At 64.9% G+C, this 26,531-nt stretch carries 26 protein-coding genes; 11 read left to right on the top strand and 15 right to left on the bottom strand.

Translation table 11 applies throughout. The features are described from left to right. Positions 1-43 precede the first annotated feature (43 nt). Positions 44-1,537 (top strand): gamma-aminobutyraldehyde dehydrogenase, encoded by a 1,494-nt coding sequence (locus tag AC51GR_RS18335; protein ID WP_496326080.1) that lies wholly within the window; start codon positions 44-46, stop codon positions 1,535-1,537. After that, complete coding sequence (locus AC51GR_RS18330; RefSeq protein WP_496326079.1) at positions 1,504-2,970, top strand: NAD(P)/FAD-dependent oxidoreductase; 1,467 nt, start codon at positions 1,504-1,506, stop codon at positions 2,968-2,970. The genes AC51GR_RS18335 and AC51GR_RS18330 overlap by 34 nt, the downstream gene beginning before the upstream one ends. Before the next feature lie 97 nt (positions 2,971-3,067). Here AC51GR_RS18330 and AC51GR_RS18325 read toward each other — a convergent pair whose 3' ends face one another. Together AC51GR_RS18325 and AC51GR_RS18320 are read right to left on the bottom strand one after the other, a co-directional pair. Continuing rightward, positions 3,068-3,934 carry a universal stress protein gene (locus AC51GR_RS18325; protein WP_496326078.1) on the bottom strand — a complete coding sequence of 289 codons (867 nt, stop codon included), beginning with the start codon at positions 3,932-3,934 and terminating at the stop codon, positions 3,068-3,070. 60 nt (positions 3,935-3,994) lie between these two features. Next, positions 3,995-5,512: an APC family permease gene (locus AC51GR_RS18320; protein ID WP_496326077.1), complete on the bottom strand. Its 1,518-nt coding sequence runs from the start codon at positions 5,510-5,512 to the stop codon at positions 3,995-3,997. Between AC51GR_RS18320 and AC51GR_RS18315 the strand changes: the two genes are divergently transcribed. After that, on the top strand, positions 5,494-7,200 hold the full coding sequence (locus tag AC51GR_RS18315) for an HNH endonuclease signature motif containing protein (protein ID WP_496326239.1): 1,707 nt from the start codon (positions 5,494-5,496) through the stop codon (positions 7,198-7,200). The two genes, AC51GR_RS18320 and AC51GR_RS18315, sit on opposite strands and share 19 nt — an antisense overlap. Positions 7,201-7,209: 9 nt before the next feature. Here the strand turns inward: AC51GR_RS18315 and AC51GR_RS18310 are convergent, their stop codons facing one another. Both AC51GR_RS18310 and AC51GR_RS18305 read right to left on the bottom strand, forming a co-directional pair. After that, positions 7,210-8,085 carry an SDR family NAD(P)-dependent oxidoreductase gene (locus AC51GR_RS18310; protein WP_496326076.1) on the bottom strand — a complete coding sequence of 292 codons (876 nt, stop codon included), beginning with the start codon at positions 8,083-8,085 and terminating at the stop codon, positions 7,210-7,212. A gap of 18 nt (positions 8,086-8,103) precedes the next feature. After that, complete coding sequence (locus AC51GR_RS18305) at positions 8,104-8,751, bottom strand: TetR/AcrR family transcriptional regulator (RefSeq protein ID WP_496326075.1); 648 nt, start codon at positions 8,749-8,751, stop codon at positions 8,104-8,106. Positions 8,752-8,865: 114 nt separating this feature from the next. Here AC51GR_RS18305 and AC51GR_RS18300 point away from each other — a divergent pair, with 114 nt between their 5' ends. The 3 genes from AC51GR_RS18300 to AC51GR_RS18290 are packed head-to-tail and all read left to right on the top strand — an operon-like array spanning position 8,866 to position 12,606. After that, a complete protein-coding gene (locus tag AC51GR_RS18300) occupies positions 8,866-10,215 on the top strand; it encodes a hypothetical protein (RefSeq protein WP_496326074.1) in 1,350 nt (449 codons plus the stop codon). After that, a complete protein-coding gene (locus AC51GR_RS18295) occupies positions 10,212-11,672 on the top strand; it encodes an acyl-CoA reductase (RefSeq protein ID WP_496326073.1) in 1,461 nt (486 codons plus the stop codon). The genes AC51GR_RS18300 and AC51GR_RS18295 overlap by 4 nt, the downstream gene beginning before the upstream one ends. A gap of 16 nt (positions 11,673-11,688) precedes the next feature. Next, positions 11,689-12,606, top strand: a complete 918-nt coding sequence (locus AC51GR_RS18290) for an HpcH/HpaI aldolase/citrate lyase family protein (RefSeq protein ID WP_496326072.1) — start codon at positions 11,689-11,691, stop codon at positions 12,604-12,606. A gap of 76 nt (positions 12,607-12,682) precedes the next feature. Here the strand turns inward: AC51GR_RS18290 and AC51GR_RS18285 are convergent, their stop codons facing one another. Genes AC51GR_RS18285 through sdhC form a run of 4 tightly spaced genes read right to left on the bottom strand, consistent with a single transcriptional unit; the run spans position 12,683 to position 16,127 of the window. Further along, positions 12,683-13,474, bottom strand: a complete 792-nt coding sequence (locus AC51GR_RS18285) for a succinate dehydrogenase iron-sulfur subunit (RefSeq protein WP_496326071.1) — start codon at positions 13,472-13,474, stop codon at positions 12,683-12,685. Further along, on the bottom strand, positions 13,474-15,228 hold the full coding sequence (gene sdhA / locus AC51GR_RS18280) for a succinate dehydrogenase flavoprotein subunit (RefSeq protein ID WP_496326070.1): 1,755 nt from the start codon (positions 15,226-15,228) through the stop codon (positions 13,474-13,476). Before sdhA ends, AC51GR_RS18285 begins: the two co-directional genes overlap by 1 nt. 28 nt (positions 15,229-15,256) lie before the next feature. Continuing rightward, positions 15,257-15,709, bottom strand: coding sequence for a succinate dehydrogenase hydrophobic membrane anchor subunit (locus AC51GR_RS18275; protein ID WP_496326069.1), 453 nt, complete (start codon positions 15,707-15,709; stop codon positions 15,257-15,259). Between the two features lie 13 nt (positions 15,710-15,722). Further along, entirely contained in the window at positions 15,723-16,127 is a 405-nt protein-coding gene (sdhC, locus tag AC51GR_RS18270) for a succinate dehydrogenase, cytochrome b556 subunit (protein WP_496326068.1), read from the bottom strand. Between the two features lie 224 nt (positions 16,128-16,351). On the opposite strand from sdhC, the gene AC51GR_RS18265 reads away from it, so the two are divergent. From AC51GR_RS18265 to AC51GR_RS18255, 3 genes are read left to right on the top strand one after another with little or no spacing between them, the layout of a single operon-like run. Next, positions 16,352-16,774, top strand: coding sequence for a cytidine deaminase (locus AC51GR_RS18265; RefSeq protein WP_496326067.1), 423 nt, complete (start codon positions 16,352-16,354; stop codon positions 16,772-16,774). Then, entirely contained in the window at positions 16,767-18,074 is a 1,308-nt protein-coding gene (locus AC51GR_RS18260) for a thymidine phosphorylase (protein ID WP_496326066.1), read from the top strand. The genes AC51GR_RS18265 and AC51GR_RS18260 overlap by 8 nt, the downstream gene beginning before the upstream one ends. Beyond that, entirely contained in the window at positions 18,071-19,186 is a 1,116-nt protein-coding gene (locus AC51GR_RS18255; RefSeq protein ID WP_496326065.1) for an adenosine deaminase, read from the top strand. Before AC51GR_RS18260 ends, AC51GR_RS18255 begins: the two co-directional genes overlap by 4 nt. A 94-nt stretch (positions 19,187-19,280) precedes the next feature. Here the strand turns inward: AC51GR_RS18255 and AC51GR_RS18250 are convergent, their stop codons facing one another. After that, positions 19,281-20,576, bottom strand: a complete 1,296-nt coding sequence (locus AC51GR_RS18250) for a SatS C-terminal domain-containing protein (RefSeq protein WP_496326064.1) — start codon at positions 20,574-20,576, stop codon at positions 19,281-19,283. 157 nt (positions 20,577-20,733) lie between these two features. On the opposite strand from AC51GR_RS18250, the gene AC51GR_RS18245 reads away from it, so the two are divergent. Beyond that, entirely contained in the window at positions 20,734-20,898 is a 165-nt protein-coding gene (locus AC51GR_RS18245) for a hypothetical protein (protein WP_496326063.1), read from the top strand. 19 nt (positions 20,899-20,917) lie between these two features. Here the strand turns inward: AC51GR_RS18245 and AC51GR_RS18240 are convergent, their stop codons facing one another. Then, on the bottom strand, positions 20,918-22,021 hold the full coding sequence (locus AC51GR_RS18240) for a C40 family peptidase (protein ID WP_496326238.1): 1,104 nt from the start codon (positions 22,019-22,021) through the stop codon (positions 20,918-20,920). After that, positions 22,021-22,338, bottom strand: coding sequence for a type VII secretion target (locus tag AC51GR_RS18235; protein WP_496326062.1), 318 nt, complete (start codon positions 22,336-22,338; stop codon positions 22,021-22,023). Before AC51GR_RS18235 ends, AC51GR_RS18240 begins: the two co-directional genes overlap by 1 nt. Before the next feature lie 52 nt (positions 22,339-22,390). On the opposite strand from AC51GR_RS18235, the gene upp reads away from it, so the two are divergent. Further along, positions 22,391-23,014 carry a uracil phosphoribosyltransferase gene (gene upp / locus AC51GR_RS18230; protein ID WP_496326061.1) on the top strand — a complete coding sequence of 208 codons (624 nt, stop codon included), beginning with the start codon at positions 22,391-22,393 and terminating at the stop codon, positions 23,012-23,014. A 16-nt stretch (positions 23,015-23,030) separates the two neighbouring features. On the opposite strand, the gene AC51GR_RS18225 is transcribed toward upp, so the two are convergent. The 4 genes from AC51GR_RS18225 to AC51GR_RS18210 are packed head-to-tail and all read right to left on the bottom strand — an operon-like array spanning position 23,031 to position 26,524. Further along, positions 23,031-23,444 carry a VOC family protein gene (locus tag AC51GR_RS18225; protein WP_496326060.1) on the bottom strand — a complete coding sequence of 138 codons (414 nt, stop codon included), beginning with the start codon at positions 23,442-23,444 and terminating at the stop codon, positions 23,031-23,033. A 30-nt stretch (positions 23,445-23,474) separates the two neighbouring features. Further along, entirely contained in the window at positions 23,475-24,254 is a 780-nt protein-coding gene (locus AC51GR_RS18220; RefSeq protein WP_496326059.1) for an ABC transporter ATP-binding protein, read from the bottom strand. Positions 24,255-24,286: 32 nt separating this feature from the next. Further along, the gene (locus AC51GR_RS18215; protein WP_496326058.1) at positions 24,287-24,883 is read right to left on the bottom strand and encodes a hypothetical protein; all 597 of its coding nucleotides are present in this window, start codon (positions 24,881-24,883) and stop codon (positions 24,287-24,289) included. A 9-nt stretch (positions 24,884-24,892) separates the two neighbouring features. After that, positions 24,893-26,524 carry a phospho-sugar mutase gene (locus tag AC51GR_RS18210; protein ID WP_496326057.1) on the bottom strand — a complete coding sequence of 544 codons (1,632 nt, stop codon included), beginning with the start codon at positions 26,522-26,524 and terminating at the stop codon, positions 24,893-24,895. Positions 26,525-26,531 lie beyond the last annotated feature (7 nt).

The raw sequence follows: 26,531 nt of genomic DNA, 5'->3' as shown, positions 1-26,531 counted from the left end.
CCGGCAGATACCCACTGAGGACGACGGCCCGCGAGGACTGAATATGACCACTGGTTCAACAACTTTTGCTGCCGGCTGGGTGGACGGGCGGGAGCGCGCCGGTGCCGGAGATGTCCACGATGTCATCGATCCGGCGACCGGTGTCGTCGTCGCGTCCACGAAGCTGGCCACGGCCGCAGATGTCGACGAGGCGGTCGTTGTCGCGCGAAATGCGTTGGGGCAGTGGTCCGGTGCAACACCGGCCGATCGAAGTGCGGCGCTGAGGTCGTTGGCGTCGGCGATGTCGGAGGCGGCCGATGACCTGGCAGCCGAAGAAGTACGTCAGACCGGCAAGACGATCCGCCTGGCCACCGAGTTCGACGTCCCGGGTTCGGTGGACAACGTCGAGTTCTTCGCCGGCCTGGCCCGCAACCTCGAGGGCAAGGCCAGCGCCGAGTATTCGGGCGATCACACGTCCTCGATCCGTCGCGAGGCGGTCGGGGTGGTCGGATCGATCACGCCGTGGAACTACCCATTGCAGATGGCGGTGTGGAAGGTCATCCCGGCGCTGGCAGCCGGATGCACGGTGGTGCTCAAACCCGCGGAGCTGACACCACTGACCACGTTGACGCTGGCCCGTCTCGCCACCGAAGCGGGCATCCCCGACGGTGTCTTCAATGTGCTGACCGGGACCGGGGCCGAGGTCGGGGCCGCGATCGCCGGCCACGCCGGGGTGGACATGGTCACGTTCACCGGGTCCACCGCAGTCGGTCGTCAGGTGATGTCGCAGGCCGCGGCCAATGGCACCAGGGTCCAACTCGAACTCGGTGGCAAGGCCCCGTTCGTGGTGTTCGAGGATGCCGACCTCGACGCGGCGATCCACGGCGCGGTGGCGGGCGCGCTGATCAACTCCGGCCAGGACTGCACGGCCGCGACCAGGGCCATCGTCGCCCGGTCGCGGTACGACGACTTCGTTGCCGGTGTCGGCGAACTGATGTCGAAGATTCGGTTGGGTGATCCCGGCGATCCGGCCACCGACATGGGCTCGCTGATCTCGTTCGGCCACCGGGACAAGGTGGCCGCAATGGTCGACCGCGCCCGGGTGGCCGGGATCCGGGTGGTCACCGGTGGTCGCGCACCCGACGGTCCGGGCGCCTTCTATCAGCCGACCCTGCTCGCCGACGTCCCCGAGGACGCCGAGGTCTACCGCGACGAGATCTTCGGTCCGGTGCTGACCGTCAGTGCTTTCGATGACGACAACGACGCGATCCGGATGGCCAACGACACCGTCTACGGTCTGGCGGCGTCAGCGTGGACGCGGGACGTCTACCGCGCCCAGCGGGCGTCACGCGAGATCCGCGCCGGATGTGTGTGGATCAACGATCACATCCCGATCATCAGCGAGATGCCGCACGGTGGGGTCGGGGCCTCGGGCTTCGGCAAAGACATGTCCACCTATTCGCTCGACGAATATCTCACCATCAAACACGTGATGAGTGACATCACAGGAGTACCGCACAAACCATGGCACCGAACGATTTTCACGCTGCCGCACTGAGCGGTTCGGGCTCGCAGAACGGCTGGGCTCTCGAGCCGACCGTTCGCGGAACCGCGATGGTGGCCGGTGCGACCCCGGCTCCCTACTGGCTCGACCGGCCACTGCGACCCGGGGCCCGACCCCGTCTGACCGGGCAGCACGGCGCGGATCTGGTTGTCGTGGGAGGCGGTTTCACCGGTTTGTGGGCTGCCGTCCAGGCGGCCGAGGCCAACCCGCAGCGATCTGTCATCCTGCTCGAAGGTGACCGGATCGCCGAGGGCGCGTCGGGCCGCAACGGCGGATTCTGCTCGGCGAGCCTGACCCACGGCCTGGTCAACGGTATGGAGCGGTACGAAGACGAGCTGCCCGATCTGCTCCGGATGGGGGTCGAGACCCTCGACGCGATCGTCGACGCGATCGCCAGACTCGGGATCGATGCCGACGTCGAGCGGACCGGAGAGCTCGATCTGGCCAGTTTCGACTGGCAGGTCCCCGGACTCAAAGAGCTTGTGGAGCAAGCGCATCAACTCGATCAGCCGTTGCGCTTCCTCGACGGTGACGAGCTCACGAAGCATCTGCGCAGTCCGATGGCTCGCGGTGCCGTGTACGACCCGGACGTGATGATGATCGATCCGGCGAAGCTGGCCTGGGGCCTGGCCGCTGCGGCCGAGCGACTCGGGGTGCGGGTCTTCGAGCACAGCGAGGTGACGTCGCTGACCTCGGTGGGAGACCGGGTGACCGTTGCCACCGGATACGGCAGCGTTGACGCGGCGCGGGTGGTGGTGGCCACGTCGGCCTCGAAGCCGTTGCGCCGCAAGCTCGGTTACCTGATGGTGCCGGTCTGGGACTACGCGATCATGACCGAACCGCTGTCCGAGCGGCAATTGTCTGCGATCGGGTGGTCCGGACGGCAGGGGCTGGCCGATTCAGGCAATCGATTCCACTACTTCCGGCTCACCGCCGACGACCGGATCCTGTTCGGCGGCTGGGACGCGGTCTACTACTACCGCGGTGACACCGATCCCCGCCTCGCCCAGAAGCCCAGTGAATTCGGTCTGCTCGCAGAGCATCTGCTCCAGGTGTTCCCACAGCTCGAGGGCATCACCGCGACCCACACCTGGGGCGGTGTCATCGATACGTGTTCGCGGTTCAACAACTTCTGGGACGTCAGCATGGGCGGCAAGGTCGTCTCCGTGCTGGGATTCACCGGACTCGGCGTGGGCGCCGCGCATTTCGGTGCCGCCACCGCGCTCGACCTCGTCGACGGCAAGGACACCGAACGCACCCGCCTGAAGATGGTGCAGTCCAAGCCGATCCCGTTCCCGCCGGAACCGTTGCGCTGGTTCGGGATCACCCTGACCCGTCGAGAGTTCGCGCGTGCCGACCGCAATCAGGGCCGCCGCGGACTCTGGCTCAAGGCGATGGAGGCCGTCGGCCTCGGCTTCGACTCCTAGCCCCCACGCCCCCGCACCCCGATGATGTGCCCTTTTGGCGGAGCCCACCTGGGGAAATGCTCGCCAAAAGGCCACATCATCGGGGTGCGGGGGCCGGTCAGGGGGTGAAGCCCTTGGGGACGACGACGATCGGGGCATCGGTGTTCTTCAGGATGCGGGCGGACATCGACCCGAGAAACGCCCGGCGCGGAGGGGCCAGGTGTCCGGAACCGATGACCACGACGTCACCGCGCGACCATTGCAGCTGTTCGAGTGCCTCTTCGACGGTATTGCCCTCGGCAACAAGGGATTCGATCTTCACCGCATCGCCACAGCTCTTTTTGGCGAGTTCCAGATTCGCGGTGGCCTGGCTGATGTGCCGTTGCCGGACCGCCATGGACTCCTCGTCTTCACCGGGTAGGTCGTCGTGCGAGACCAGGGAGAGCAACCGCAGATTCAGCCCGGCCTTCTTGGCCAGATCCAATGCGAAGGGCAGGGGGCTGTCTTTCGCATCCGTGGTGGGGATGGCAACGGTCAGGGTAGGGATGACCGGACGTTCGAGGCGGGCGTAGCCCCGCGGGGCCAGGGCAACCGGTACCGGTGACGCATGGGTGAGGGCCGACGAGATGCTGCCCAGGGTGTGTTTGCCCAGGATGCCGTCGCTGGTGCCACCGACGACGATCATCGTGGCATGGCTGTGCACCGCAAAGTCGATGAGCGCCTGCGGAAATGAGTTGGCCACCGGTGTGTGCAGGGCGACCTCGATGTCGTCGGGGATGTCGGCGGCTGCCTCTTCGAGCCACTGATGTGCCTTCTTGACCAGGGCTTCCTGGAACGTGACCCGGCCCGGGGTGCCGTCGGGTTCGACCTCCCGGACCACACACACCAGGTCGATCGCGGCACCGGTGGTCTTCGCGATGGCGATCGACAGGTTGACCCCGTCGTCGCCGGTATCGGTGTAGAGGTAACCCACTGTCAGTCTCATGAGTTGGTGCTCGCTTCCATCGATGCCGTTGGGGTGCACAGGTACCGGGCGACACCGTCGTCAGTAGACATCGGGCACCTTGACCTCGGTGTTGGAATTGAGCGTCCTGCCCTTCCAGAAATCCTTCGGACCGAATGCAAAACACAGCAACATCAACGGGATTCCGAGCACCAGCATGCCGACCCCCATGATGAAGACGCCACCGACACCGCCGATCGAGGTGGAACCGTAGTCGGTCGCGTACATGTCGAACGCGCTCTGGAAGAAGGCCCAGGTCATCGCCAGGGCTCCGATCAGCGGGAAGATGCCGCGGAAGAAGAGGTTTCGGGCCGACTGCCGCAGGGTCCGCCGGAAGTACCAGACACAGGCGTACGCGGTGATGCCGTAATAGAAGGCCACGGCGAGGCCGAGGGACGAGATCGAGTCGCCGAGTGTGTCCTCGCTGACCAGGGAGAGCACCAGGTAGAATATCAGCGCCGAGGCGCCCATCACGGCCGTGCCGAACGCCGGTGTCATGTACCGGGGGTGGATGGTGGCGAAGCGTTTCGGGATCGCGCCGTAGACGGCCATCGACAACGTTCCGCGGGCGGTCGGCAGGATCGTGGACTGGGTCGAGGAGAGTGCCGAAATCGACACCGTCAGCAACAACAGGGAGGCCATGATCGAGCCGGCGACAGGATCTCCGAGGATCGTCAGGACGTCGTCGGCGTTGTTCGGATTGTTCAAACCGATTCCGTCCTCACCGAATCCGGCAAATGACTGAATCGCGTAGGCGACCAGAACGTAGGTGCACACCAGGATGATCGTGGTGATGACCGCGGCCCGGCCGGGGGTCTTGGCGGAGTCCTTGGTCTCTTCACCGACCGCGAGGCACGCATCCCAGCCCCAATAAATGAAGATGCACAGGATCACCGCTTCGGCGATGGACGAAGCGGTCAGCCCGCTCGGCCACAGCCAGGACAGGCTCGGGTTGATGGCCTGCGGGCCGGCCTTGTCGAATCCGACCTTGAACAGTGCGATGACACTCGCGACGATCAGGACGCCGAATTGGATGACGACGAGGACGTTCTGCATGCGCTCGCTGATCAGGATGCCGCGGATGCTGACCCACGTCATCATCACGATCAGCGCGGAGCCGAGGATGACCTTGATCCAGAGGTTCTCGGCCCACGAGTCGAGGTTCAAGAACTTCAGCAGATAGACGCCGGCGATCTCGGCGACGTTGGCCAGCACGATGATTGCCGACACGGCCAGTCCCCAGCCGCCGATCCAGCCGATCCACGGGCCGAATGCCTTGGTGCCCCAGGTGAATGTGGTGCCGCAGTCGGGGGTGTCTTCTCCGAGTTCCCGGTAGGCGAAGGCGATGAGCAGCATGGGGATGAAGGCCAGGACGAACATCGCCGGTGCCTTCTCGTGCACGGCTGCCACCACAAATCCCAGGGTGGCGGCCAGACTGTAGGCGGGGGCCACCGCCGAGAGTCCGATGACCACGTTGCCGAAGAGTCCGAGCGATCCGCTGCGAAGGCCCTTGGCTGGAACAGTTGGACCTGGCGCTTCCGATGCTTCCGATATGGCCATGTATGTCTCCCGACGGTGAGGGATTCGAACACGCCCACAGTACGATTTTCGTGGTGTTGGCGCTGCACAACGACGGTATTGTTTCCAAACAAGAAACATCTCGACTGAATCGGTTGTCTGGATGCGATCCGAACGACATTCCGGCTATTCAGCTCGGCCATGGTGGAGTGGCGGGTCTTCCACAGTCCCGTAGGCCATCCACAGATGTGCGTTTTTCGCCGATGTCTGTCATGGCCCCAGAGCACAATAGGAAGCATGTTCGAAGACGGGGTGGAAGCAGCGTTCGGGGACCTGGGTGTGGCGTCCCCGAAGGTGTCCGGGAACGCCGCGAAAAAGCCGAGGATGGCCGCAGCTTCCAGAGGTACCCCACCCAGGACGGCTTGGCTGACATTGTCGCTTCGATGAGCGCCGAGAATGCGCTGTTGCTGGACAAGAGAGTGCAGGAGCTGGCGTCCAAGGTCTGCGGGGGAGATCCACGAACCAAGCCCCAGCGGCTTTCCGACGCGCGCGCAACGATGGGTGTCGACTTCGCCTGTGAATGCGGCGACGAGAATTGTGAACACGGATTCCGCGAGTCTGATGATGATGGCGACGGGTCTGCGCTTTTCGTTGTCCATGTGGTGGTGGACCAGGCGACGGCCGAAGGCCGGGCGAGTAACCCGGGCTTCATCGATGGGCACGGGGTGATCTCTGGAGATCACGCCGGCGACATCGCCCGTCGGCGTGATGCACGAATCCGGCCGCTCGGTGGCGAGTTGGCAACGAACCGGTCAACTGGAGAAGGGGCCGATGACAATGCCGGGGGCGTGAGCACATACGCCCCCGAAGCTCCCGAACGCGACCCTGAGATGACTACAGCTGAGCGACTCGCCGAATGGAAGCGACTTACGAAGTTGGGCAAAACAGTAGCGAAGGATGCTGCGGCGAAGCAAGATTCGGATGCCGCTCTCGGCGCAGAAGCCGAATGGGTGGCGAATGTCGCTACCGTCCCCGAACCCGCTGGGGCGTCGGCCGGCTCGGACGCCAAGAACCACACCGGTGAGGACGACGCTTTGCACGAAGTAGCGGCGGAAGAAGTTGAGCCAACGAGCACGGACAAGACCAGGAATGGCCGCAGCCACAGACGCGGCACGGGACCGTTCCCCACGCCCATTCCTATGTCCATGAGCATTCCGTCGAATCCCTATCGGCTGTCGACGGCGCTGGACGCGTTCATGCGTATTCGCGATGCTCATTGCATCTTTCCCGGTTGCAATCGTCCGGCGTGGCTATCCGACGTCGACCACACCGAAGAATACGACCACGAGAAACCTGAGGCCGGGGGACGGACCTGCCCGGAAGACACCATGTGCCTGTGCAGATTTCATCACCTGCTGAAATCCTTTGGCGACTGGATTGACGTCCAGGAGCTCGACGATGAGGGTCGCAGCCGGGTTGTGTTCATCAGCCCAGAAGGTGACCGCTTCAAAGGTCCCGCATGGACAGGTGAGGATCTGTTCCCAGAGTTGACGGTCATGACGTGGATCGGTGCGAAACCGCGACCGGCCAGTGAGGGTCTGCAGCTCCGGACGCAGACCCGCCTGGCAAGCAAACATGCTCGACGACAAGCTGAATGGGAACGTAACCGCCGAAGGCCTGCTGTGCCACTGCCTGAGGTAGGCCGTAAACGTCTGGTCGATACTGCCTGATAACCGGATCTAGATACCCAAGGCGGCCAATAGTTTTTCGCTCTCGGTCCACAGGCGGGCCGCTGCGGCATCATCGAGTGCGGCCGCGGTCGGCTCCTCTTCGTCCCGGAGATGGAAGTAGCGTCCACCGTCGCGACCGCCCTCGGAGTCGGTGGCCAGCCAGCGGAGAGTCTCGGCCGGTTCATCGGGTGCGACAGTGACGGCAGTGGACATGTGCGCCTGCATGTACTCATCGCCGTGTGAAGCGAAATTGCTGGCGACCACCCCCGGGTGCATGACCTGGGCCACGATCCCGTCGGCGGCCACCCGCCGGGACAGTTCCCGGGTGAACAAGATGTTTGCGAGCTTGGCCTGCCCGTATGCCGCGGCGGAGCGGAACCTGCTGAGGCTCTGCATATCGTCCCAGTCGATACCTCGGCTCATCTTGTGCGCATTCGAGGACACCGCGAGCACCCGGGTCGAACCGGGCGCCGAATCGTTTGCGTTCGCCACGAGCAGTGGCATCAAGTCCCTGGTCAGCACGAACGGGGCGAGATGGTTGGCGGCGAAGGTGGCCTCGGTGCCCTCCGGGGTGACCACGCGCCGATCCCGTACGCCGCCGGCGTTGTTGATGAGTACCTGGACGCGCGGCGTGAGCTCGGTGATCTCGCCGGCCACTCGCTGAACATCGGCCATCAGGTCGAAGTCACCGCGCAGCATGATGAATTCACCGCCGTCGCAGACGGATTCGGCGATCTCGAGCTCGGCGTCGGCGCAGCGCCCGGGGTCGCGGCCGACCCCGATCACCTGCCAGCCCATCGCGACGAGTTTGCCTGCGGTCGCCTTACCGATTCCCGAGCTGGCACCGGTGACGACGGCGACCGGACTGCTGGTACCGAATTCCATGGTTGTCTCCTCGTGTCGTCATCGTGGTCGAAGGCCGTTGAGTAGTAGGCCGACGGTGAAATGGACCTGCGTGTCGAGCTCGGTCGGGGTGGGTTCCCGGCCATTGACGATGGCGCGCACCCAGCCGCCGACCACCAGGGACAAGAACGCCCGGGCGGCGAGGTCGGTGTCGGTCGACGCGATCTCCTCGGCGGCGACCGCACGGTCGAACAGGCCGGCGACGAACTCGATCACCGGTTTGGCGCTCTGCCGATAGTTCGATGTGAAAAGCTCCGGGAACCGGTAGCTCTCGGTGTTGATGATGCGTTGCAGCCGAACGCCATTGGGTGTCATCACCTGACGGATACGCAGCCGGGCAATCGTCTCGAGGGTTTCGGCCAGGTCGCCTCGGTCGGCATCTTCGAGTGCCTGTGCGGGGACGACCTGTCGTTCGATGGCCCGCTGCGTGGCGGCGTGGAACAACGAGGCCTTGTCGGGGTGGCGCGCATAGACGGTGCGCTTGGTCATGTGGACCCGCGCGGCGATCATCTCGATCGTCGCGAGTTCGTATCCGTGCTCGAGGAACAGGTCGAGCGCGGCATCGAGTAGCTGTTCATGGCGGGCCTGGGCCTGTTCACGCGTCGGACGGCCTGCGCCACGGTGAACGGATGGCTCCCGTTCTGTCATCACACCCCTCGCCGAAGTTGCCTCTTGCGCTCTCGCATTCGGTACAGGTACGAATGATACGCACAAGGTGCCATTAAGTGGAACTGGCGCGACGATAATTGAAAGGTTGACCAAGTGACCTCAGCCATCGAGAAGTTGGTGAGTTCGGTCGATGCGGAGGACCGCTTCGATCATTCGCCCGCTGACCTGCTCCCGGTCCAGATCGAAGCGCTCGACGAGCGATTCCAGGACCGCAGAGGTCGCATCAAACTGCTCGGTCACCGGGCCCGGGAGGGCGGCATCTCCGAGGTCCGCAGTCGCGAGGACATGGTGGGGTTGCTGTTTCCGCACACCGCGTACAAGAGTTACCCCGAGAGCTTCCTGATCGAGGAGAAATGGGACCGCCTCGGCAAATGGCTCGGGACGGTCTCCCCGTATCCCATCGGCCCGATCGACACCGCTGACATCGGCGACATCGACGAGTGGATCGGGCGCCTGGCGGCTGCCGGGCACTATGTGTCCTGCTCGAGCGGCACCACCGGAAAATCGGCGATGCTGCCGGCCAGCGACAAGGACATGGCGTGGTCGAGGTTGGACACGGTCAACGTCTTCTCGTGGGGTTCGGGCGTCACGCCGGCCGCGGACCGGCGGATCATGGGATTGGCGCCCACCGCCTCGGTCCCCAAGAACGAGGTCATCGCGGATGCCCAGCTCGCGGCGTTCGGCGATCCGGCCCGGGAGCGGTTCCGGCTGCCGATCCCGCCGATCACGGTCGGCTCGCTGACCCGGATGGTGGTCCTGCGCAAGAAGATCGCCGACGGTACCGCGCGGCCCGAGGAACTCGCGGACTTCGAGCGGACGTCTCTGGAGCGTCAGGAAGGCCTCGACAAGGCGATGATCAGCGGCGCCGAGGCGCTGATCGAGTACCGCCACGAAAAGCTCTACCTCGCGGGGATGTGGAACTCGCTCTACCAGCTGGCAAAGCTGGTGCGCGACATGGGCTACTCCGCGAAGGACTTTCATCCCGACAACTGCATCTACGTCGGCGGTGGACTCAAGCGGGCGCAGCTGCCACCGGACTATCAGGAGTTCGTCCACCAGACCTTCAACATTCCGGCCAGCCGGGATTTCCAGAACTACTCGATGCAGGAACTCAACTCCGGAATGCCGAAGTGCCAAGCGGGGGAGCGCTATCACGTACCGCCGTGGATTGTGCCCTTCGTCCTCGACGAATCCGGTGAGGCCCTGCTTCCGCACGAGACCGGTGAGATCGAGGGGCGCGCAGCCTTCTTCGACCTCTCGCTCGATGGCCGCTGGGGTGGCGTCATCACCGGTGACAAGATCTCGCTCGACTTCAGTCCCTGCGCCTGTGGCTCCAAGGGTGCATCGATCCGCGACAACATCGCCCGCTACGCGGATATCAAGGGCGACGACAAGATCGGCTGTGCCGGCACCGTCGATGCATATGTGAGAGGTCTGTCATGACAACGATCGACACCGGCCGGGCCGTGAACACCGACGGGGCAGGGAACACCGGCAGGGCAGGGGACACGACGGTCTCGGCACCGTTCTTCCTTCGCGGGGAACTGTTCGAGGGCGACGAGGTCTCGCATCGCTCCCGCGATCTCGGGGTCACGTTCACCACTCCGGAGATCGCGATGGACAAGGTGGTGCACCCGCGCACCGAACTGCCGCCGCTACTCAACGTGCCCCTGGCCGAGATCATCGACTTCCTCGTCGAGACCGGCCGGCGGATGAACGATCCGGCAAACCCGTTCGTGCAGGACTGCATCGACCGGATGGCCTCGACGCACGTATTGCCGCGTTCGGTGCTGCAGGCGCAGGTCCGGGGTGCTGCCGCTTACCTCGACAAGCGGGTGCTCGAAACCGTCGTTGAGCAGAACTTCCCCGACCCCAAAGCGCTCGATGAGTGGATCCCGAAGGGGGACTTCACCGGTCGTAAGAGCTTTGTCCGCGCCTTCGCTCCACGGCTGGTCCATGTGCTGCCGGGCAACTCGCCCGGTGTCGCCGTCAAATCCATCGCCCAGGGTGCGATGGTCAAGGCCGTCAACCTGTTCAAGATGTCATCGAGTGATCCGTTCACCACCGTCGCGATCCTGCGGACCATGGCCGAGATCGATCCGGACCACGCGATCGTGAAATCGATGTCGGCGGTTTACTGGCGCGGTGGCGACGACCAGGTGGAGCGCGTGCTCTATCGCCCCCAGTACTACGACAAGATCGTGGCCTGGGGCGGCGGCGATGCGATCAACAACGTGGTCAAGTACCTCGGCCCGGGATTCCAGCTGGTGTCGTTCGATCCCAAGACCTCGATCTCGATGGTCGGCGGGGAAGCATTCGCCTCCGATGAGACACTCGACCTCGCTGCCGAGCTGGCTGCCACCGACGTCATGATCCTCAACCAGGAAGCGTGTGTGGCCAGCCGTTTCGTCCATGTCGAAGCGAACCGGGAGGACGCCGACCGGTTCTGTGAACGCCTCCATACGCATATCGTCGCTAAGGCCGCGGAGTCCGGCGACCGTCGGCCCCTGGAGATGGACCTGCGCGAGCAGGTCGACACATTGATGATGCTCGACGACGAGTTCCGGGTCTGGGGCAAGACCGACGGCACCGGCCTGGTGATCCGTTCCGATGAACCGGTCGACTTCCATCCGATCAACAAGACCGCCAACGTGGTGCGGGTCGACTCCCTCGACGACGCGATGAAGTACGTCAACGTGGCGACCCAGACCGTGGGCTTCTATCCGTTCGACCGGATGTGCGACTATCGCGATCGACTGGCCAGCGGTGGCGCGCAGCGGATCGTCCATCTGGGTGAGGCGGGACCGAGCACGATCGGCAATCCACACGATGCGATGTACCCGCTACATCGCCTGGTGCACTGGATGGCCCATGAGGATGGCGTCGACATCGGCCGATAGGGGATCATGTTCATTTGTGAACGCCTCTAAGATTTCCATCGCCACCGACCCCGACGACATCGGCTCGCGCATCGATCCGGTGCTCGCCCGGAGTTGGCTCCTGGTAAACGGTTTGCAGAACGAACGCTTCCAGCCGGCCGTGCAATCGCGCGCCGACATCGTTGTCCTCGACATCGAGGATGCGGTGGCCCCGAAGGACAAGGTCGCCGCCCGCGACCACGTCGTTCGGTGGCTTGCCGCCGGAAATCGCGACTGGGTGCGGGTGAACGGATTCGGGACCCAGTGGTGGGCCGACGATCTGGCCGCATTGAGCGACGTCAAGGTCGGCGGCGTGATGCTGGCGATGGTCGAGTCGGTGGACCACGTGACCGAAACCGCCAAGCGGCTACCGGGTGTGCCGATCGTGGCCCTGGTCGAAACTGCCCGGGGACTCGAGCGGATCAGCGAGATCGCCTCGGCGAAGGGCACGTTCCGCCTCGCCTTCGGTATCGGCGACTTCCGCCGGGACACCGGATTCGGCGATCAGCCGGCGACCCTGGCCTACGCGCGGTCACGGTTCACGATCGCGGCCAAGGCTGCGCACCTGCCGAGCGCGATCGACGGACCGACCGTCGGGTCGTCGGCGCTCAAGCTCAGTGAGGCCACCGCGGTCAGCGCGGAGTTCGGGATGACCGGAAAGATCTGTCTGACACCGGATCAGTGCGCCGCGGTCAACGAGGGACTGTCGCCCTCGCACGAAGAGGTCGCGTGGGCGCTGGAGTTCTTCGCCGAATACGAGCGCGACGGGGGAGAGATCCGCAACGGATCAGACCTGCCCCGCATCGCCCGCGGCACCAAGATCCTGGATCTGGCCCGCGCGTACGGCATCGAGTTCAACCAGGAATACGACGACCCGGACCATATGCCGGCGCCGTCGGACACCTACCACTACTGATCGCCCGTCTCGAACACGAAAATGGTCGCCGCCCTCGAAAGGGCGGCGACCATTTTGTCAGTCGGATCAGTGCGATCTAGCGGGCAAACATCAACGCGCGCTTGACTTCCTGGATCGCCTGGGTCACCTGGATGCCGCGAGGGCAGGCGTCGGTGCAGTTGAAGGTGGTGCGGCAGCGCCACACACCGTCGACGTCGTTGAGGATGTCGAGGCGTTCGGCGGCACCTTCGTCACGGCTGTCGAAGATGAACCGGTGTGCATTGACGATTGCTGCCGGACCGAAGTAGCTGCCTTCGTTCCAGTACACCGGGCAACTCGTGGTGCAGCAGGCACACAGGATGCACTTGGTGGTGTCGTCGAAACGGGCGCGGTCGGTCTGGCTCTGAATGCGCTCGCGGGTCGGCTCGTTGCCGCTGGTCATCAAGAACGGCTTGACGGCGCGGTACGCGTCGAAGAACGGCTCCATGTCGACGACGAGATCCTTCTCCACCGGCAGACCCTTGATGGGCTCGATGGTGATGGTGAGCTCTTTCGACTTGTCCTTGGGCAACATGTCTTTCATCAACAGCTTGCAGGCAAGGCGGTTCACGCCGTTGATCCGCATCGCGTCGCTGCCGCAGACGCCGTGTGCGCACGACCGGCGGAACGTCAGGGTGCCGTCGAGGTAGCCCTTGACGTAGTGCAGCAAATTGAGAAGGCGGTCGGTCGGCAGAGCCGGCACCCGGAAACTCTCGAATCCCTGTGCGTCGGGATTCTCCGGGTTGAACCGGCTGATCTTGAGCGTGACCATGGTCGCCTCTTCGGGGACCGGAGGCAACGGGGGGTTGTTGTCACTGTGCGCGGCGGCGATATCAGTGGTGAGAGTCATCAGTACTTCCGCTCCATCGGTTCGTAGCGGGTCTGGACCACTGGCTTGTAGTCCAATTCGATCGGGGCGATCAGGCCGTCGCCCTTTTTGTAGGCCATCGTGTGCTTCATGTAGTTCGCGTCGTCGCGGTCCGGGAAGTCCTCCCGAGCATGTCCGCCACGCGATTCCTTGCGGTTGAGCGCACCCACCACGGTAACCTCGGCCATTTCGAGCAGGAAGCCCAGCTCGATGGCCTCGAGCAGATCGCTGTTGAAACGCTTGCCCTTGTCGTGCACGCGGATGCTGTTGTAGCGCTCCTTGAAGCCGCGGATGTCGCCCAAGACCTTGGTCAGGGTCTCGTCGGTGCGGAACACCGAGGCGTTGGCGTCCATCGTTGCCTGCAGTTCGGTGCGGATGTCCGCGACGCGCTCGTGTCCGTGCTCGGACAGGATCGTCTCGAGCCAGTCATCGACCATGGCGGTCGGTGCCTCGGGGAGCGGGGTGAAATCGGTCGAGAGCGCGTACTCGGCGGCCGCGATGCCGGCGCGACGGCCGAACACGTTGATGTCGAGCAGCGAGTTGGTGCCCAGACGGTTGGCGCCGTGGACCGAGACGCAGGCACATTCGCCGGCGGCATACAGACCGTGGACGACCTCGTCGTTGTTGCGCAGGACCTCACCGTTGATCTTGGTGGGGATACCGCCCATGACGTAATGGCAGGTCGGGAACACCGGCACGTACTCGGTGACCGGGTCGACACCGAGGTAGGTACGGGCGAACTCGGTGATGTCCGGGAGCTTCTCGTTGAGGACGTCCTCGCCGAGGTGGGTCACGTCGATGTAGACGTAGTCCTTGTTCGGTCCGGCGCCACGGCCCTCGAGGACCTCCAGCACCATCGACCGCGCGACGATGTCGCGGGGCGCGAGGTCCTTGATGGTCGGGGCATAGCGCTCCATGAAGCGCTCGCCGTCGGCGTTGCGGAGGATTCCGCCCTCGCCGCGGACGGCTTCGGAGATCAGGATGCCGAGACCGGCCAGACCCGTCGGGTGGAACTGGTGGAACTCCATGTCCTCGAGCGGCAGGCCCTTGCGGAAGACGATGCCCATGCCGTCGCCGGTGAGGGTGTGGGCGTTGGATGTGGTCTTGTACATCCGGCCCGACCCGCCGGTGGCGAAGACGATCGACTTGGCGTGGAAGACGTGGATCTCACCGGTGGCGAGTTCGTAGGCGACCACACCGGTGGCCACCTGCTCACCCTGCTCGTTCTCGGTGAGGCAGATGTCGAGTGCGTAGAACTCGTTGAAGAACTCGACATCGTGCTTGACGCAGTTCTGGTACAGCGTCTGCAAGATCATGTGGCCGGTGCGGTCGGCGGCGTAGCAGGCGCGGCGGACCGGGCTCTTGCCGTGATCGCGGGTGTGTCCGCCGAAGCGGCGCTGATCGATCTTGCCCTCAGGGGTGCGGTTGAACGGCAGCCCCATCTTCTCCAGATCGAGAACGGCGTCGATGGCCTCTTTGGCCATGATCTCGACCGCGTCCTGGTCGGCGAGGTAGTCGCCGCCCTTGACGGTGTCGAAGGTGTGCCATTCCCAGTTGTCTTCTTCGACGTTGGCCAGTGCTGCGCACATTCCGCCCTGAGCCGCGCCGGTGTGGCTACGGGTGGGGTAGAGCTTCGTCAGCACGGCGGTGCGGGCGCGCGGCCCGGCCTCGATGGCCGCGCGCATCCCGGCGCCGCCGGCGCCGATGATGACTACGTCGTAACGATGTTCCTGCATGTGTTTGTTGCTCCGATTCGGGCCGGGTCTAGACGCTGTTCACGTCGAAGGTAAGCAGGGCGTAGGTGCCGGTGAGCAGCACCAGGATCATCGACAGGCCCAGCAGCACGTTCAGCCAGAAGCGGGTCGAGTCCTTGCGGGAGTAATCGGCGATCACGGTACGGACGCCGTTTCCTCCGTGAAGCTGGGCGAGCCACAGCATGCTGATGTCCCAGACCTGCCAGAACGGCTCTTTCCAGCGGGCGGCGACGAACGAGGCGTCGATCCGGTGCACACCGTCGTCCCAGGCCAACATGATGAACATGTGGCCGATGGTCAGGATGATCAGTGCAAGTCCGGAGAAGCGCATGAAGAGCCATGCGTTCTTCTCGAAGTTGCCGCCCTTGGGCCGGCGCGGTGAGCGCGGGTTGTCGAGGCTGGCCGGACGATCGTGGTCGGTGCCGTAGGTTTTGGCGATCCGAGGTGCTTGTGATGCGGTCATCTGCGGCGCCTTCCTAAATGTGTTCCACGAGCAGCTGCAGCAGACGTACCGTCGCTGCGCCGAAGATGATCACGAACAAGGTCAAGATCGTCCACAGCATCTGACGCTGGTACTTCGGGCCCTTGGACCAGAAGTCGACCAGGATGAGCCGGACACCGTTCAACGCGTGGTACAGCACGCAGGCGACGAGGCCGATCTCCATCAGACCGATGATCGGGTTCTTGTACGTCTCGATGATCTCGGAGTATTTGTCCGGATCGATCCGGATCACTGCCGTGTCGAGTACGTGTACAAAGAGGAAGAAGAAAATAGATACGCCGGTTATCCGGTGCAGCACCCAGGACCACATGCCTGGGTCGCCCCGGTACAACGAGCGCTTGCGCACCGGTTTGGGCGCGGTCTCGGTAGGAATGCTCATCGAGAAATTGGCCTCCAACATCGTTGATGGACGCGTCGAGCGCGGTTCCGGGCTGCTCGATCGTGGACCCACGTCACAAACCATAAACCTAAGCTGTTGTGAGAAAGAATCCTGCCCGAGTGGAGATGAGCTGCAACACATCTCGAATTAGGTTTGCCTTACCAAGGTTTTGGCGTGTACGTGACGTCCGGCTGCGTGGGCGTCGATGGCGAAAGGGTTGTCCTGTGGCACCGGAAATTGACTGGGAAGTATTGCGCGACAAGGCGGTTGGGGCAATGAGGTCTGCCTATGCGCCTTATTCGGGCTATCCGGTGGGTGCGGCCGCAATAGTCGACGATGGACGTTTTGTGACCGGTTGCAATGTGGAAAATGTCTCATATGGATTAGGCCTGTGCGCGGAGTGCACTTTGGCCGGAAACCTCCACGTAAGCGGTGGTGGGCGACTGATCGCTCTGAGTTGCACCGACAGCCGGGGCGAGATCCTGATGCCCTGCGGGCGTTGCCGGCAGGTGTTGCTCGAACACGGCGGACCGCAGATGTTGATCGATCACCCCGGTGGCCCGAAGTCCTTGGGCGAGTTGCTGCCGGACCATTTCGGTCCCTCTGACCTGGCCGCCGGGCGAGTGTCGGGTGACGGCCGTGGCTGAGGTTTTCGACGCGGTCTCGGTGATCCGGACAAAGCGTGATGGCGGGGCCCTGAGCGATGGCCAGATCGATTGGGTGGTGAGCGCCTACACCGCCGGCCTTGTCCACGACGAACAGATGTCCGCGCTGGCGATGGCGATCCTGTTGCGCGGCATGGACCGTCGGGAGATCGCCCGGTGGACCGCCGCGATGATCAACACCGGCGAACGCATGGATTTCACTGCGCTGCAGCGCGGTGGTGAGCGGTTGGTGACCGTCGACAAGCATTCGACCGGCGGCGTGGGCGACAAGATCACGTTGCCGCTCGCCCCGCTGGTGGCGTCGTATGGCATTGCGGTGCCGCAGTTGTCGGGACGTGGCCTGGGTCACACCGGAGGGACGTTGGACAAACTCGAAGCCATTTCGGGCTGGCGCGCCGACCTCACCAACACCAAGATCACCGAACTACTCGAATCGGTCGGTGCCGTGGTGTGCGCGGCCGGTTCGGCGTTGGCGCCCGCCGACAAGAAGCTGTACGCACTGCGCGACGTCACCGGAACCGTCGAGTCGATCCCGCTCATCGCCAGCTCCATCATGAGCAAGAAGATCGCCGAGGGGACCAGTGCACTGGTGCTCGACGTGAAGGTCGGTTCCGGAGCGTTCATGAAGTCGGAGGCCGACGCCCGCGAGCTCGCCCAGATCATGGTCGAGATCGGCAATGACTCCGGTGTGCGGACGACGGCGCTGCTGACATCGATGTCCGAGCCGCTGGGCCTGACGGCCGGTAATGCGCTGGAGGTTGCCGAATCGTTGGAGGTACTCGCCGGCGGCGGCCCGCCCGACGTGGTGGAACTGACCGTGGCACTGGCCCGCGAGATGCTGGCCGCCGGTGGCATCACCGGGGTCGACCCGGCCGACAATCTTCGCAACGGCAAGGCGATGGACCTCTGGGAGGCGATGATCGCCGGACAGGGCGGTGATCCGAATGCCCCTCTGCCGCAGGCGGATCACGAACAGGTCATCAGAGCCGGGAAAGCCGGGGTGATCGAGTCGATCGACGCGATGGCGGTCGGGGTCGCGGCCTGGCGTCTGGGAGCGGGCCGCGAACGCCAGGGCCAGGCCGTGCAGGCCGAAGCGGGCGTCCGATGGCATGCGGTGGCCGGGCAGACGGTGCGGGTCGGGGACCCGCTGTTCACCATGTACACGCAGACACCGGAGCGATTCAGCGCCGGAGCTCACGCACTCGCAGAGGCGGCGGTGATCGGTTCGGTGGCCCCGCAGACCGGGTCCCGGGTGATCGATCGGGTTACCGTCGAGGAATGACATCATCGCCGCTGGATCTGTCCTCCATCGCGCTCGCTCCCAAGGTGCTGCTCCACGATCATCTCGACGGTGGCCTGCGTCCGGAAACGGTGCTCGAGCTCGCTCACGAAGCCGGGTACACATCACTGCCCGCCGACAACAACGCAGACCTCGCGACATGGTTCCGGGAGGCGGCCGACAGCGGCTCGCTGGTCCGATATCTGGAGACGTTCGAACACACGGTGGCCGTGATGCAGACCGTGTCGGCTCTCGAACGGGTCGCCCGGGAGTGCGCCGAGGATCTGGCGGATGACGGCGTTGTCTACGCCGAGGTCCGGTTTGCGCCGGAACAGCATCTCGAGGCGGGGCTGACACTCGACGAGGTCGTCGAGGCGGTATTGCGCGGCTTCACCGACGGCACCGCCGAGGCCGCTGCCCGGGGCCGCCGGATCCAGGTTCGCACCCTGGTCACCGCCATGCGACATGCAGCGCGCTCCCGAGAGATCGCCGAGCTCGCCGTCCGATACCGGAATCAGGGTGTGGCCGGCTTCGACATCGCCGGCGCAGAGGCGGGCTACCCGCCGAGCCGTCATCTCGACGCGTTCGAGTACATGAGGGCCTCGAATGCACCGTTCACCATTCACGCCGGCGAGGCCTTCGGCTTGCCGTCGATCCATGAGGCCATCAGCTTCTGTGGTGCCGACCGGCTCGGACACGGGGTCCGGGTCATCGACGACATCACGTTGCCCGAGGGTTCCGACCTCGCCGCGGACGCATTCAATGGTGCGCAGCTGGGGGACGTCGCGAACTATGTCCGGGACAAGCGGATCCCGCTGGAACTGTGCCCGAGCTCCAATGTGCAGACCGGTGCGGTGGCGAGCCTGGCCGAGCATCCGTTCAATGTGCTTGCCCGTCTACGGTTCCGGGTCACCGTGAACACGGACAACCGACTGATGAGCGATACCAGTATGAGTCGGGAATGCAAGGTGCTCGTCGACCAGTTCGGCTACGGATGGTCTGATCTGGAACGCTTCACGGTCAACGCCATGAAATCAGCGTTCATCCACTTCGACGAACGCCTGTCCATCATCGACGACGTGATCAAGCCGGGTTATGCGGTGCTGATCGGCTGACCAGCCCTGAAAAACTGGCCAATACGGGGGCGGCGAGGGATATGTTCCCTCGCCGCCCCCTTATTTGACTGGTTTCAGGGCCACCCCTCGCGTACTAGCCGCGCTTCTTTTCCAAGCGGGTATCGAAGTCGTGCTCGAGTGCTCGCCACGCTTCGGACTCGTTGTCGAACGGCGGGCTCGGTGCCATCCGCTTCGGGTCGGGGTTGAGTGCGTAGTCGACAAACCAGCCGAGCGGGGTGGTCGAACCCAATGCCTCGGCCACCGAATCGTCGTCCGCATAATCTGCTGCGTCCGTGAGCAGTTCGACGGCCAATTCGAGTTGCTTGCGGTCGATGCGGCGGGGACCGTCGAGGATGTCGTCGGTCAGACCCGGCAGCACGTAGACGTTGTCCTCGTAGACGTCGATCTCCAGAGAGCCGTCGGTGGCCGCGACCTGGATGTCCTCGAAGGTGCTGATCGGCGACAGGTCGTGGTCGTTGTCGTCGGCCAGGTACCGCTCCAGCGCGCGCTTGGAGGTGAATGCGTAGATCTTGCCGTTCTTGCCGAGAAAGACCGGGTCGTCGTCCAGATAGCAACGGAGCGAGAAGAATTCACCCTCGGCGGTGACGATCTGGATGGGGTCGATACCGACCGAGGCCCAGAAGTCGTCTTCGTCGATTTCGTCGTACTCGTCGTCGTCTTCATCAACGAGGTCGTCGTCGTCGTCTTCATCGTCTTCATCGTCAACGTCATCACCGGCGACGATCTCGACGTCCTCGTCTTCGTCGGGCTCGTCCTCGTCTTCCGCGCTGGCAGCGGCGAGGAGCTCGGCCTCGGCCACCGCGACGGCCTCGGCGTCGACCTCGGGAGTGCTGATGACGTCGTCGATCGCGTCGATGACGTCGTCCCAACGCTTGTCGATGAGAGTGCCGATGCGCTCCCACAGTTCGGCGCCGTCTTTGCCGACGAAGTTGCGCGTACCTGTGGTGACCGCGCCCAGGATGGGATTGCCGTTGAAGAACTTGGTGATCGGCGTCAGTTCGCAGACCTCGCCGATGATCCGGACGATTTCGAGAACATCTTCGAGCTTGGCGATGACCTCGGGCGTCGGGTCTTCGGCAGCGAGTTCCGGGACAGCGATGAGGTCGTAGGACTTGTCCTGCGCCGGTTCGAACTCGTCGGCCTTGAGTCCGACGACGGTGTTCCAGGCGGGGTGCTCATCGAGATCGTTCTCGGCGCCCGAGCGGACGAACGCGACGAGGTCTGCGACCGAGCTGAATCCGTACAGATCTTCGTCGAGACCCAGGAACGCCTCCCACTCGTCATCACCCTCACGCCAGCGGGGAGCCCACAGGGTAAAGGTGTTGCCTTCAGTGATCACGAGTTCAATTGGGACGATGTCTCCGGCCATGGGGACAGAGCCTAGTCACCGATGATGACCATGGGCCACCTCGCCTCACCATTACCGCTGTGGCTTTGCCATGAATTTGTCACCGGCTCTGAGGTGGGCCGGTGAAAGCCCTCGAAAGTGGGGTGCGATCCGACCGTGCGATGGGACGATGGCGGGCGTGAGAGATCCAGAGACGATGGAGGATGCGGAGCTGCGCCCCGGCCTGGTTGCGGCGCAGCAGGCCCGCGAGTTGGCCATCGCGGTGGACGACGCCGACGAGTTGCCTTACATCGAGGCGCGGATCCGGCGCTACGCGGACGAAATCGTTCGCCGCGGTTTGTAGTCACCACGCGGGGTGGGGCTCACGTGGGCCGGTAGAAGCCCTCGAATGTCTGGTCGAGGTTCGTGGTCCGGACTGCTGAAACGCTGACCGGGTCGCCGGCCTCAACCATTTGGCCATTACCGATGTACATCGCGACGTGTCCGGACCAGACGGCGAGATCGCCGGGTTGGAGGTCGGCCTGGGAGACCGCGACCCCGGCGGTGTCCTGTTCTTGGGCGAGGCGGGGCAGTTCGACGCCGGCCTCGCGGTACGCCCACTGGGTCAGGCCGCTGCAGTCGAGGCCCACGCCCGGAGTGGTCCCGCCCCACACGTAGGGCACGCCCTGCTGGCTCAACGCGGCCCGCACTGCCTTGGCGGCGCGCTCGTTGGGGGCATGGGCGACGGAGCCGTCGGGCAGGGTGATCGCGACGCCGGTGCCGTCGGGGTTGATCGCGGACAGGCCGGCGGGGACCGTCGATGCGGCGTTCGGGTCGTGCGGCAGTCCGGTTTCCGGCGTGGTCGGCGGTGCGGCCGCGGTGGCTGGCCCGAAAGCGGCGTGTGCGAGATTGCCGAGTTCGGTGCCCACCCGGACGAGTTGGGTGGTGACCGGATCAGTGGTGGCCGGGCCGGTGGTGGCGGGTGCGGGTATCCGGCCGATCTGGAGGATTCTGTCGGTGTCGGCGGCCAGCTTCGTTCGGGTGCGTTCGACGACGTCGATACCGCGTTGCAGGTGGGCCATCGCGACCGGGAGGATCGCCGTGATGCCCGCCGGGGTGAACAGCGTCGGGCCCATTGCGACCGCGATCGTGACGAACGATTCCAGGATGGCCTCGAGTTCGAGGGCGCCCTGCCGCACGGTGTCACCGGCCGACTCGATGACGTCGGCGATGGCGACGCTGTCGTCGGAGTAGGTGGCCGCCGCGACGACCGCTTCGTCCAGAACTGCGATGGCCGAGTTCGCGCCGGTCCCGGACCACTGCGGTTTGAGTTCGGTGTTCACTCGGTACTGGCCGGCGCGCGAATCGTCGAGAACTGTTGCGATGGCCCTCAATTGGGTGGCGGGTGCACCACCGGGCAGGACGCCGGTCCCGAGGGTGGCGAGCAATGCCTGCAGCGGCGCGATCAGGATCTCGACGGGGATCATCACATTGCCTCGACCTGTTGGTCGCTGATCTGGCGCGCATTTCCGTGATCGGTGCCGGAGTACGTAGCGGCGGATTGCTGTAGGTCGGTGGCCAGCGCGTCGATCCGGGCCGCGAGGTCGGTGAGCGCGCGACTGTGCCGGTCGGTGACCATCACCGCGGCCGCCGCGAACTCCGCTCCCATGAGTCCGAACGCCGGCATGAGCGCGGCCGCCTCGATGCGCCCGGTGGCTGCGCATGCGGCGATCTCGGCGCCCACCGATCGCGTTCCGGCAGCAGCAGCGGTCAGGGCGGCGGGTTCCACGGATACCGAAGTCATGGGTTTACGACGCGATGAGACGGCGGTCTGGTTCCCCTCGTATGGTTATCGCATGCAGATCCGGACTGTCGATCATCCCTTGGCCGCGGCCAGACTGACCACCTTGCGCGACAAGAGCACCGATAACGCGGCGTTTCGCGGGGCGTTGTCAGACCTGACCCAGATGCTCATCTACGAGGCGCTGATCGGTGCTCCGGTGACCGAGATCTCGGTGTCGACGCCGGTGACCGAGACCAAGGGTGTCCGACTGGCCACGCCTCCACTGCTGGTACCCGTGCTGCGGGCCGGCCTGGGCATGGTCGAGCAGGCGCACGCGATGGTGCCAGAGGCCAATGTCGGATTCGTGGGCATCGCTCGCAACGAGGACACCCATCAGCCCGTGCCGTATCTCGAGTCGCTGCCCGACGACCTGTCCGGCCAGCCCGTCTTCGTCCTCGATCCGATGCTCGCCACGGGTGGTTCGATGATCCACACGATCGAGTTGCTGGTGACCCGCAAAGCCACCGACATCACCGCCGTGTGTGTGGTGGCCGCGCCCGAAGGTGTGACGGCACTGAGTGATTCAGGACTTCCGGTTCGGCTGGTGACTGCTGCCATCGATGACGGCCTCAACGACGTCGCCTACATCACACCGGGTCTCGGCGACGCCGGTGACCGCCAGTTCGGGCCCCGCTGACCGGGACGTAGCCGGATCAGATGGCCGGCCGGCGGGTGTAGAACTCGAGGGCGATGCCATCAGGGTCGCGGAAGGCGATGAGGTGTCCGATCATCCCGGCCACGATCCCGTTGTGTTCGATCTGGGCGGTGTCCAGTATGGATCGCCAACGTTCCAGTTCGTCGAGGTCGGCGACTTCGAAGGCCAGATGATCGAGCCCGGGGCGGAACTCGGAGAATCTGTCGGGTTTCGCACGCGCTCCGTGTGAGATGAGGCTGATGCTGAGCCCGCCGCTGTGGGTCAGCATCGCCTTGTCGGCGCCGTCCGTCTGTCGGCGGCCGGTGACCTCGAAGCCGAGGACCCATCGGTACCAGTCGATACTCCGGTCGAGGTCGGCAACAGTGATGCTGACGTGGTGGATGGCACCGATCGACGGAAAGTCAGCTGTCATGGGTTTGCCTTTCGGTTGTCGTGTGCGGCTCTAGCTGCTGCGCGCCGTCCACCGTCCGCCATCGCGGGTGACCGTGACCGGGTGGTCGAAGCACTTGGTGATCGTCGCCGATGTGAGGGCCACCTCGACGCGGTCGGCGATGACCGTTTCGCCATCCCGCAGCAGCAGGGCATGACTGGTGCTGGTCGGCAGGTCTTCGAGGTGGTGGGTGACCATGACACTGGCCAGGTCGGTGACCTCACTGCGGAGTTGGTCGATGCTGGTCAGCAGCTGTTCGCGGGCGGCGAGGTCCAGGCCGGTGGCGGGTTCGTCGAGTAACAGCAGTGACGGTCGCGGCATGAGTGCGCGCGCGATCAGGGTGCGGCCGCGTTCGCCCTGACTCATCGTGGTCCAGACCGATTCGCGGCGTGCAGACATCCCGAGCAGCTCGAGGAGGTCGTCGGCATGGCGATGCTCGGCTGCGGTGTAGGTGCGACGCGGGTCGAGTTCCGGGGTGTTGGTCAGTCCGGACAGGACGACGTCGTGTGCCCTCAACGGAAGATCAAGTCGGTGTCGCGGGTCGACATGTCCGATGTGCGTACGCAATTCCCGCATGTCGACGCGGCCCAGGCGGTGGCCCAGGACATCCACCGTGCCGCGGGTCGGGTGCCCGAATGCGCCGAGGATGTGCAGAAGCGTCGACTTGCCTGCCCCGTTGGGCCCCAGCAGTGCCCAGTGCTCACCGGGACGGACGGTGAAATCGATGTCCCGCAACAGATATCGTCCACCTCGGACCACGTCGATCGCGGCGGCGTGCAGAACCTCCGGCATGGGTGCAGTATCCGATTCGGTTGGTGTCACGATCAATTGGTCCAGTAGTAGAGCATCGGCTCACGCGAGGAGACCACGCCGTTGGTTGCGATGGTGAGGGTCGACGGCGTCATCTCGTACGTGGTGTCCAGGTTCAACGCCACGAACTGGTTCCCGGTACGGGTCGGACCCGGGATCTCGACGCCCAGACCGTTCGCCAGGCCCTTGTAGTAGTACGGGCCGGACGGGCCTGACTGGCAGATGACAATTCTCGACTGGTCCGTCTGGCCGACCATGACAACGCTGTCTTCCGGCCCGTTGCAACGCGGACCGCTGACAAAGCCCTGCTGATCGGTGCCCGGGACATTCGGGACCGGAGCGACGGGCGTCGAGGTCGTCGTGGTCGGTGTCGGCGAGGGGGTCGCGGTCACGGTCGACGGCTCGGCCGTCACGGTGTGCGTCGACACCTGCGGGCCGGCACTTGTGCTGCTGTCCTCGGCCTCGGCCGTGGAGTCATCCGACGGGATCAGGAGAAAGCCGAGGAGGACGGCCAGCGCCAACACGAGTGCGCCGGCCACGATCGCACCGATCACAACCGGTGACGACCATGGAGATCGCGGTGGGGGTGTCGGGTAATGGTTTCCGCTCACGCGCTCACCCTACCGGCGACCAGCGTCGCAGTAGGCGGTGATTTGAGCGGTGATCGCGGACATTCGAGCCTGCGCCGCACCTCGTGCGGTGGCCAACGGCGGGCCCGGGGTTTCGGCGACCTCCAGGTAGAACTTGAGCTTCGGTTCGGTGCCCGATGGTCTGGCGATGACCCGGATCCGGCCGGTTCCCGAGGTGCCGGTGAGCTGCACGGCATCGGTGGCCCGGCCCGGTGGACGTTCGAGTAGATCCTCGGCGTCGACCGCGATCCCGTCCAGGTGCTGCGGCGGATTCGTCCGCAGGTCCGTCATGATCGCCGCGATCTGGGCGAGGTCGTCGACCCGCAGCGAATACTGGCCGTTCAGGTGGACACCGTGCTCGGTTGCGATTTCGTCGAGACGGTCGGCGATGTCGCGATCGGAATCGGCGAGACCCTGGGCGAGGACACTGAGCGCGACCGCTGCACTGATGCCGTCCTTGTCCCGGACGGCGTCCGGGTCGACGCAGTGGCCGATGGCTTCTTCGTAGGCGTAGACCAGGCCGTCGCCGGCCCGGACCAGCCACTTGAACCCGGTCAGCGTTGCCGCGTAGCGGACCCCGGCCGCTGCGGCGATCTTCCCCAGCAGGCTGCCGGAGACGATCGTGTTGGCCACCAGCACATCCTGGCCGGCGTGCTCGGCGATGATCTGGGCGCCGAGGAGCGCACCGGTCTCGTCGCCGGTGAGCATCCGCCAGGTGCCGTCGATCAACGCGCCGACGGCACAGCGGTCGGCGTCGGGATCCAGGGCGATGGCGATGTCGGCGTCGATGTCGGCCGCGAGCGCCAGCAGCAGGTCCGCCGCACCGGGTTCTTCAGGGTTGGGGAACGCCGCCGTCGGGAAATCGGGATCGGGACTGTGCTGCAAGCCGACGACCGTGACGTCGTGAAAGCCGCACTCACGCAGGGCTTGTACCGCGATGTCGCCGCCGACCCCGTGCAGGGCGGTCAGGGCAATCCGGATCTTACGGTGTTCGCGGTGGCCGAACCGCGCCACGATGCGGGCCAGGTATTGCTCGATGTTGTCGCGGGCCCGGTTGTCGGGTGTCACCGCGGTCCGCGGTATGTCGATGGCCGGAGCGGTGGCCGCGATCAGCTGTTCGATCTCGGCGTCGGCAGGCGGAACCAGTTGTGCCCCTTGGTCCAGGTACACCTTGTAACCGTTGTCGGCAGGCGGGTTGTGTGAGGCGGTGATCTGGATTCCTGCGACGGCGCCCAGGCTCCGGACGGCGAAGGCGACGAGCGGGGTCGGGCCGGGGTCGGGCAGCGCGACCACGTCGAATCCCTGTGCGGCAAGGACTTCCGCGGTGGCGGCGTAGAAGTCCTCCGATCCGTGGCGGGCATCTCGCCCGACGACCACCGTGCCGCCGGCATGGCCGTGGTCGATCAGCCATTGCGCGACGCCGGCAGTGGCCTTGGTGACCACGGCGACGTTCATGCCCAGCGGCCCGCCGCGGACCGGACCGCGCAGCCCCGCGGTACCGAAATGGAGTGTGTCGGAAAATCTCTCGGCGAGATCATCGCTGTTCAACGCCGCGATCTCGGCTCGGGTCGCAGGGTCGGGATCGGCGTCGATCCAGGCCTGCACCGCATCCGGAGTCGTCATCGCCGCC

The organism is Williamsia sp. z71, assembly GCF_059553375.1.
Note: the sequence above shows the minus strand (reverse complement) of the source record. Positions and strands in the feature narration are given on the sequence as shown.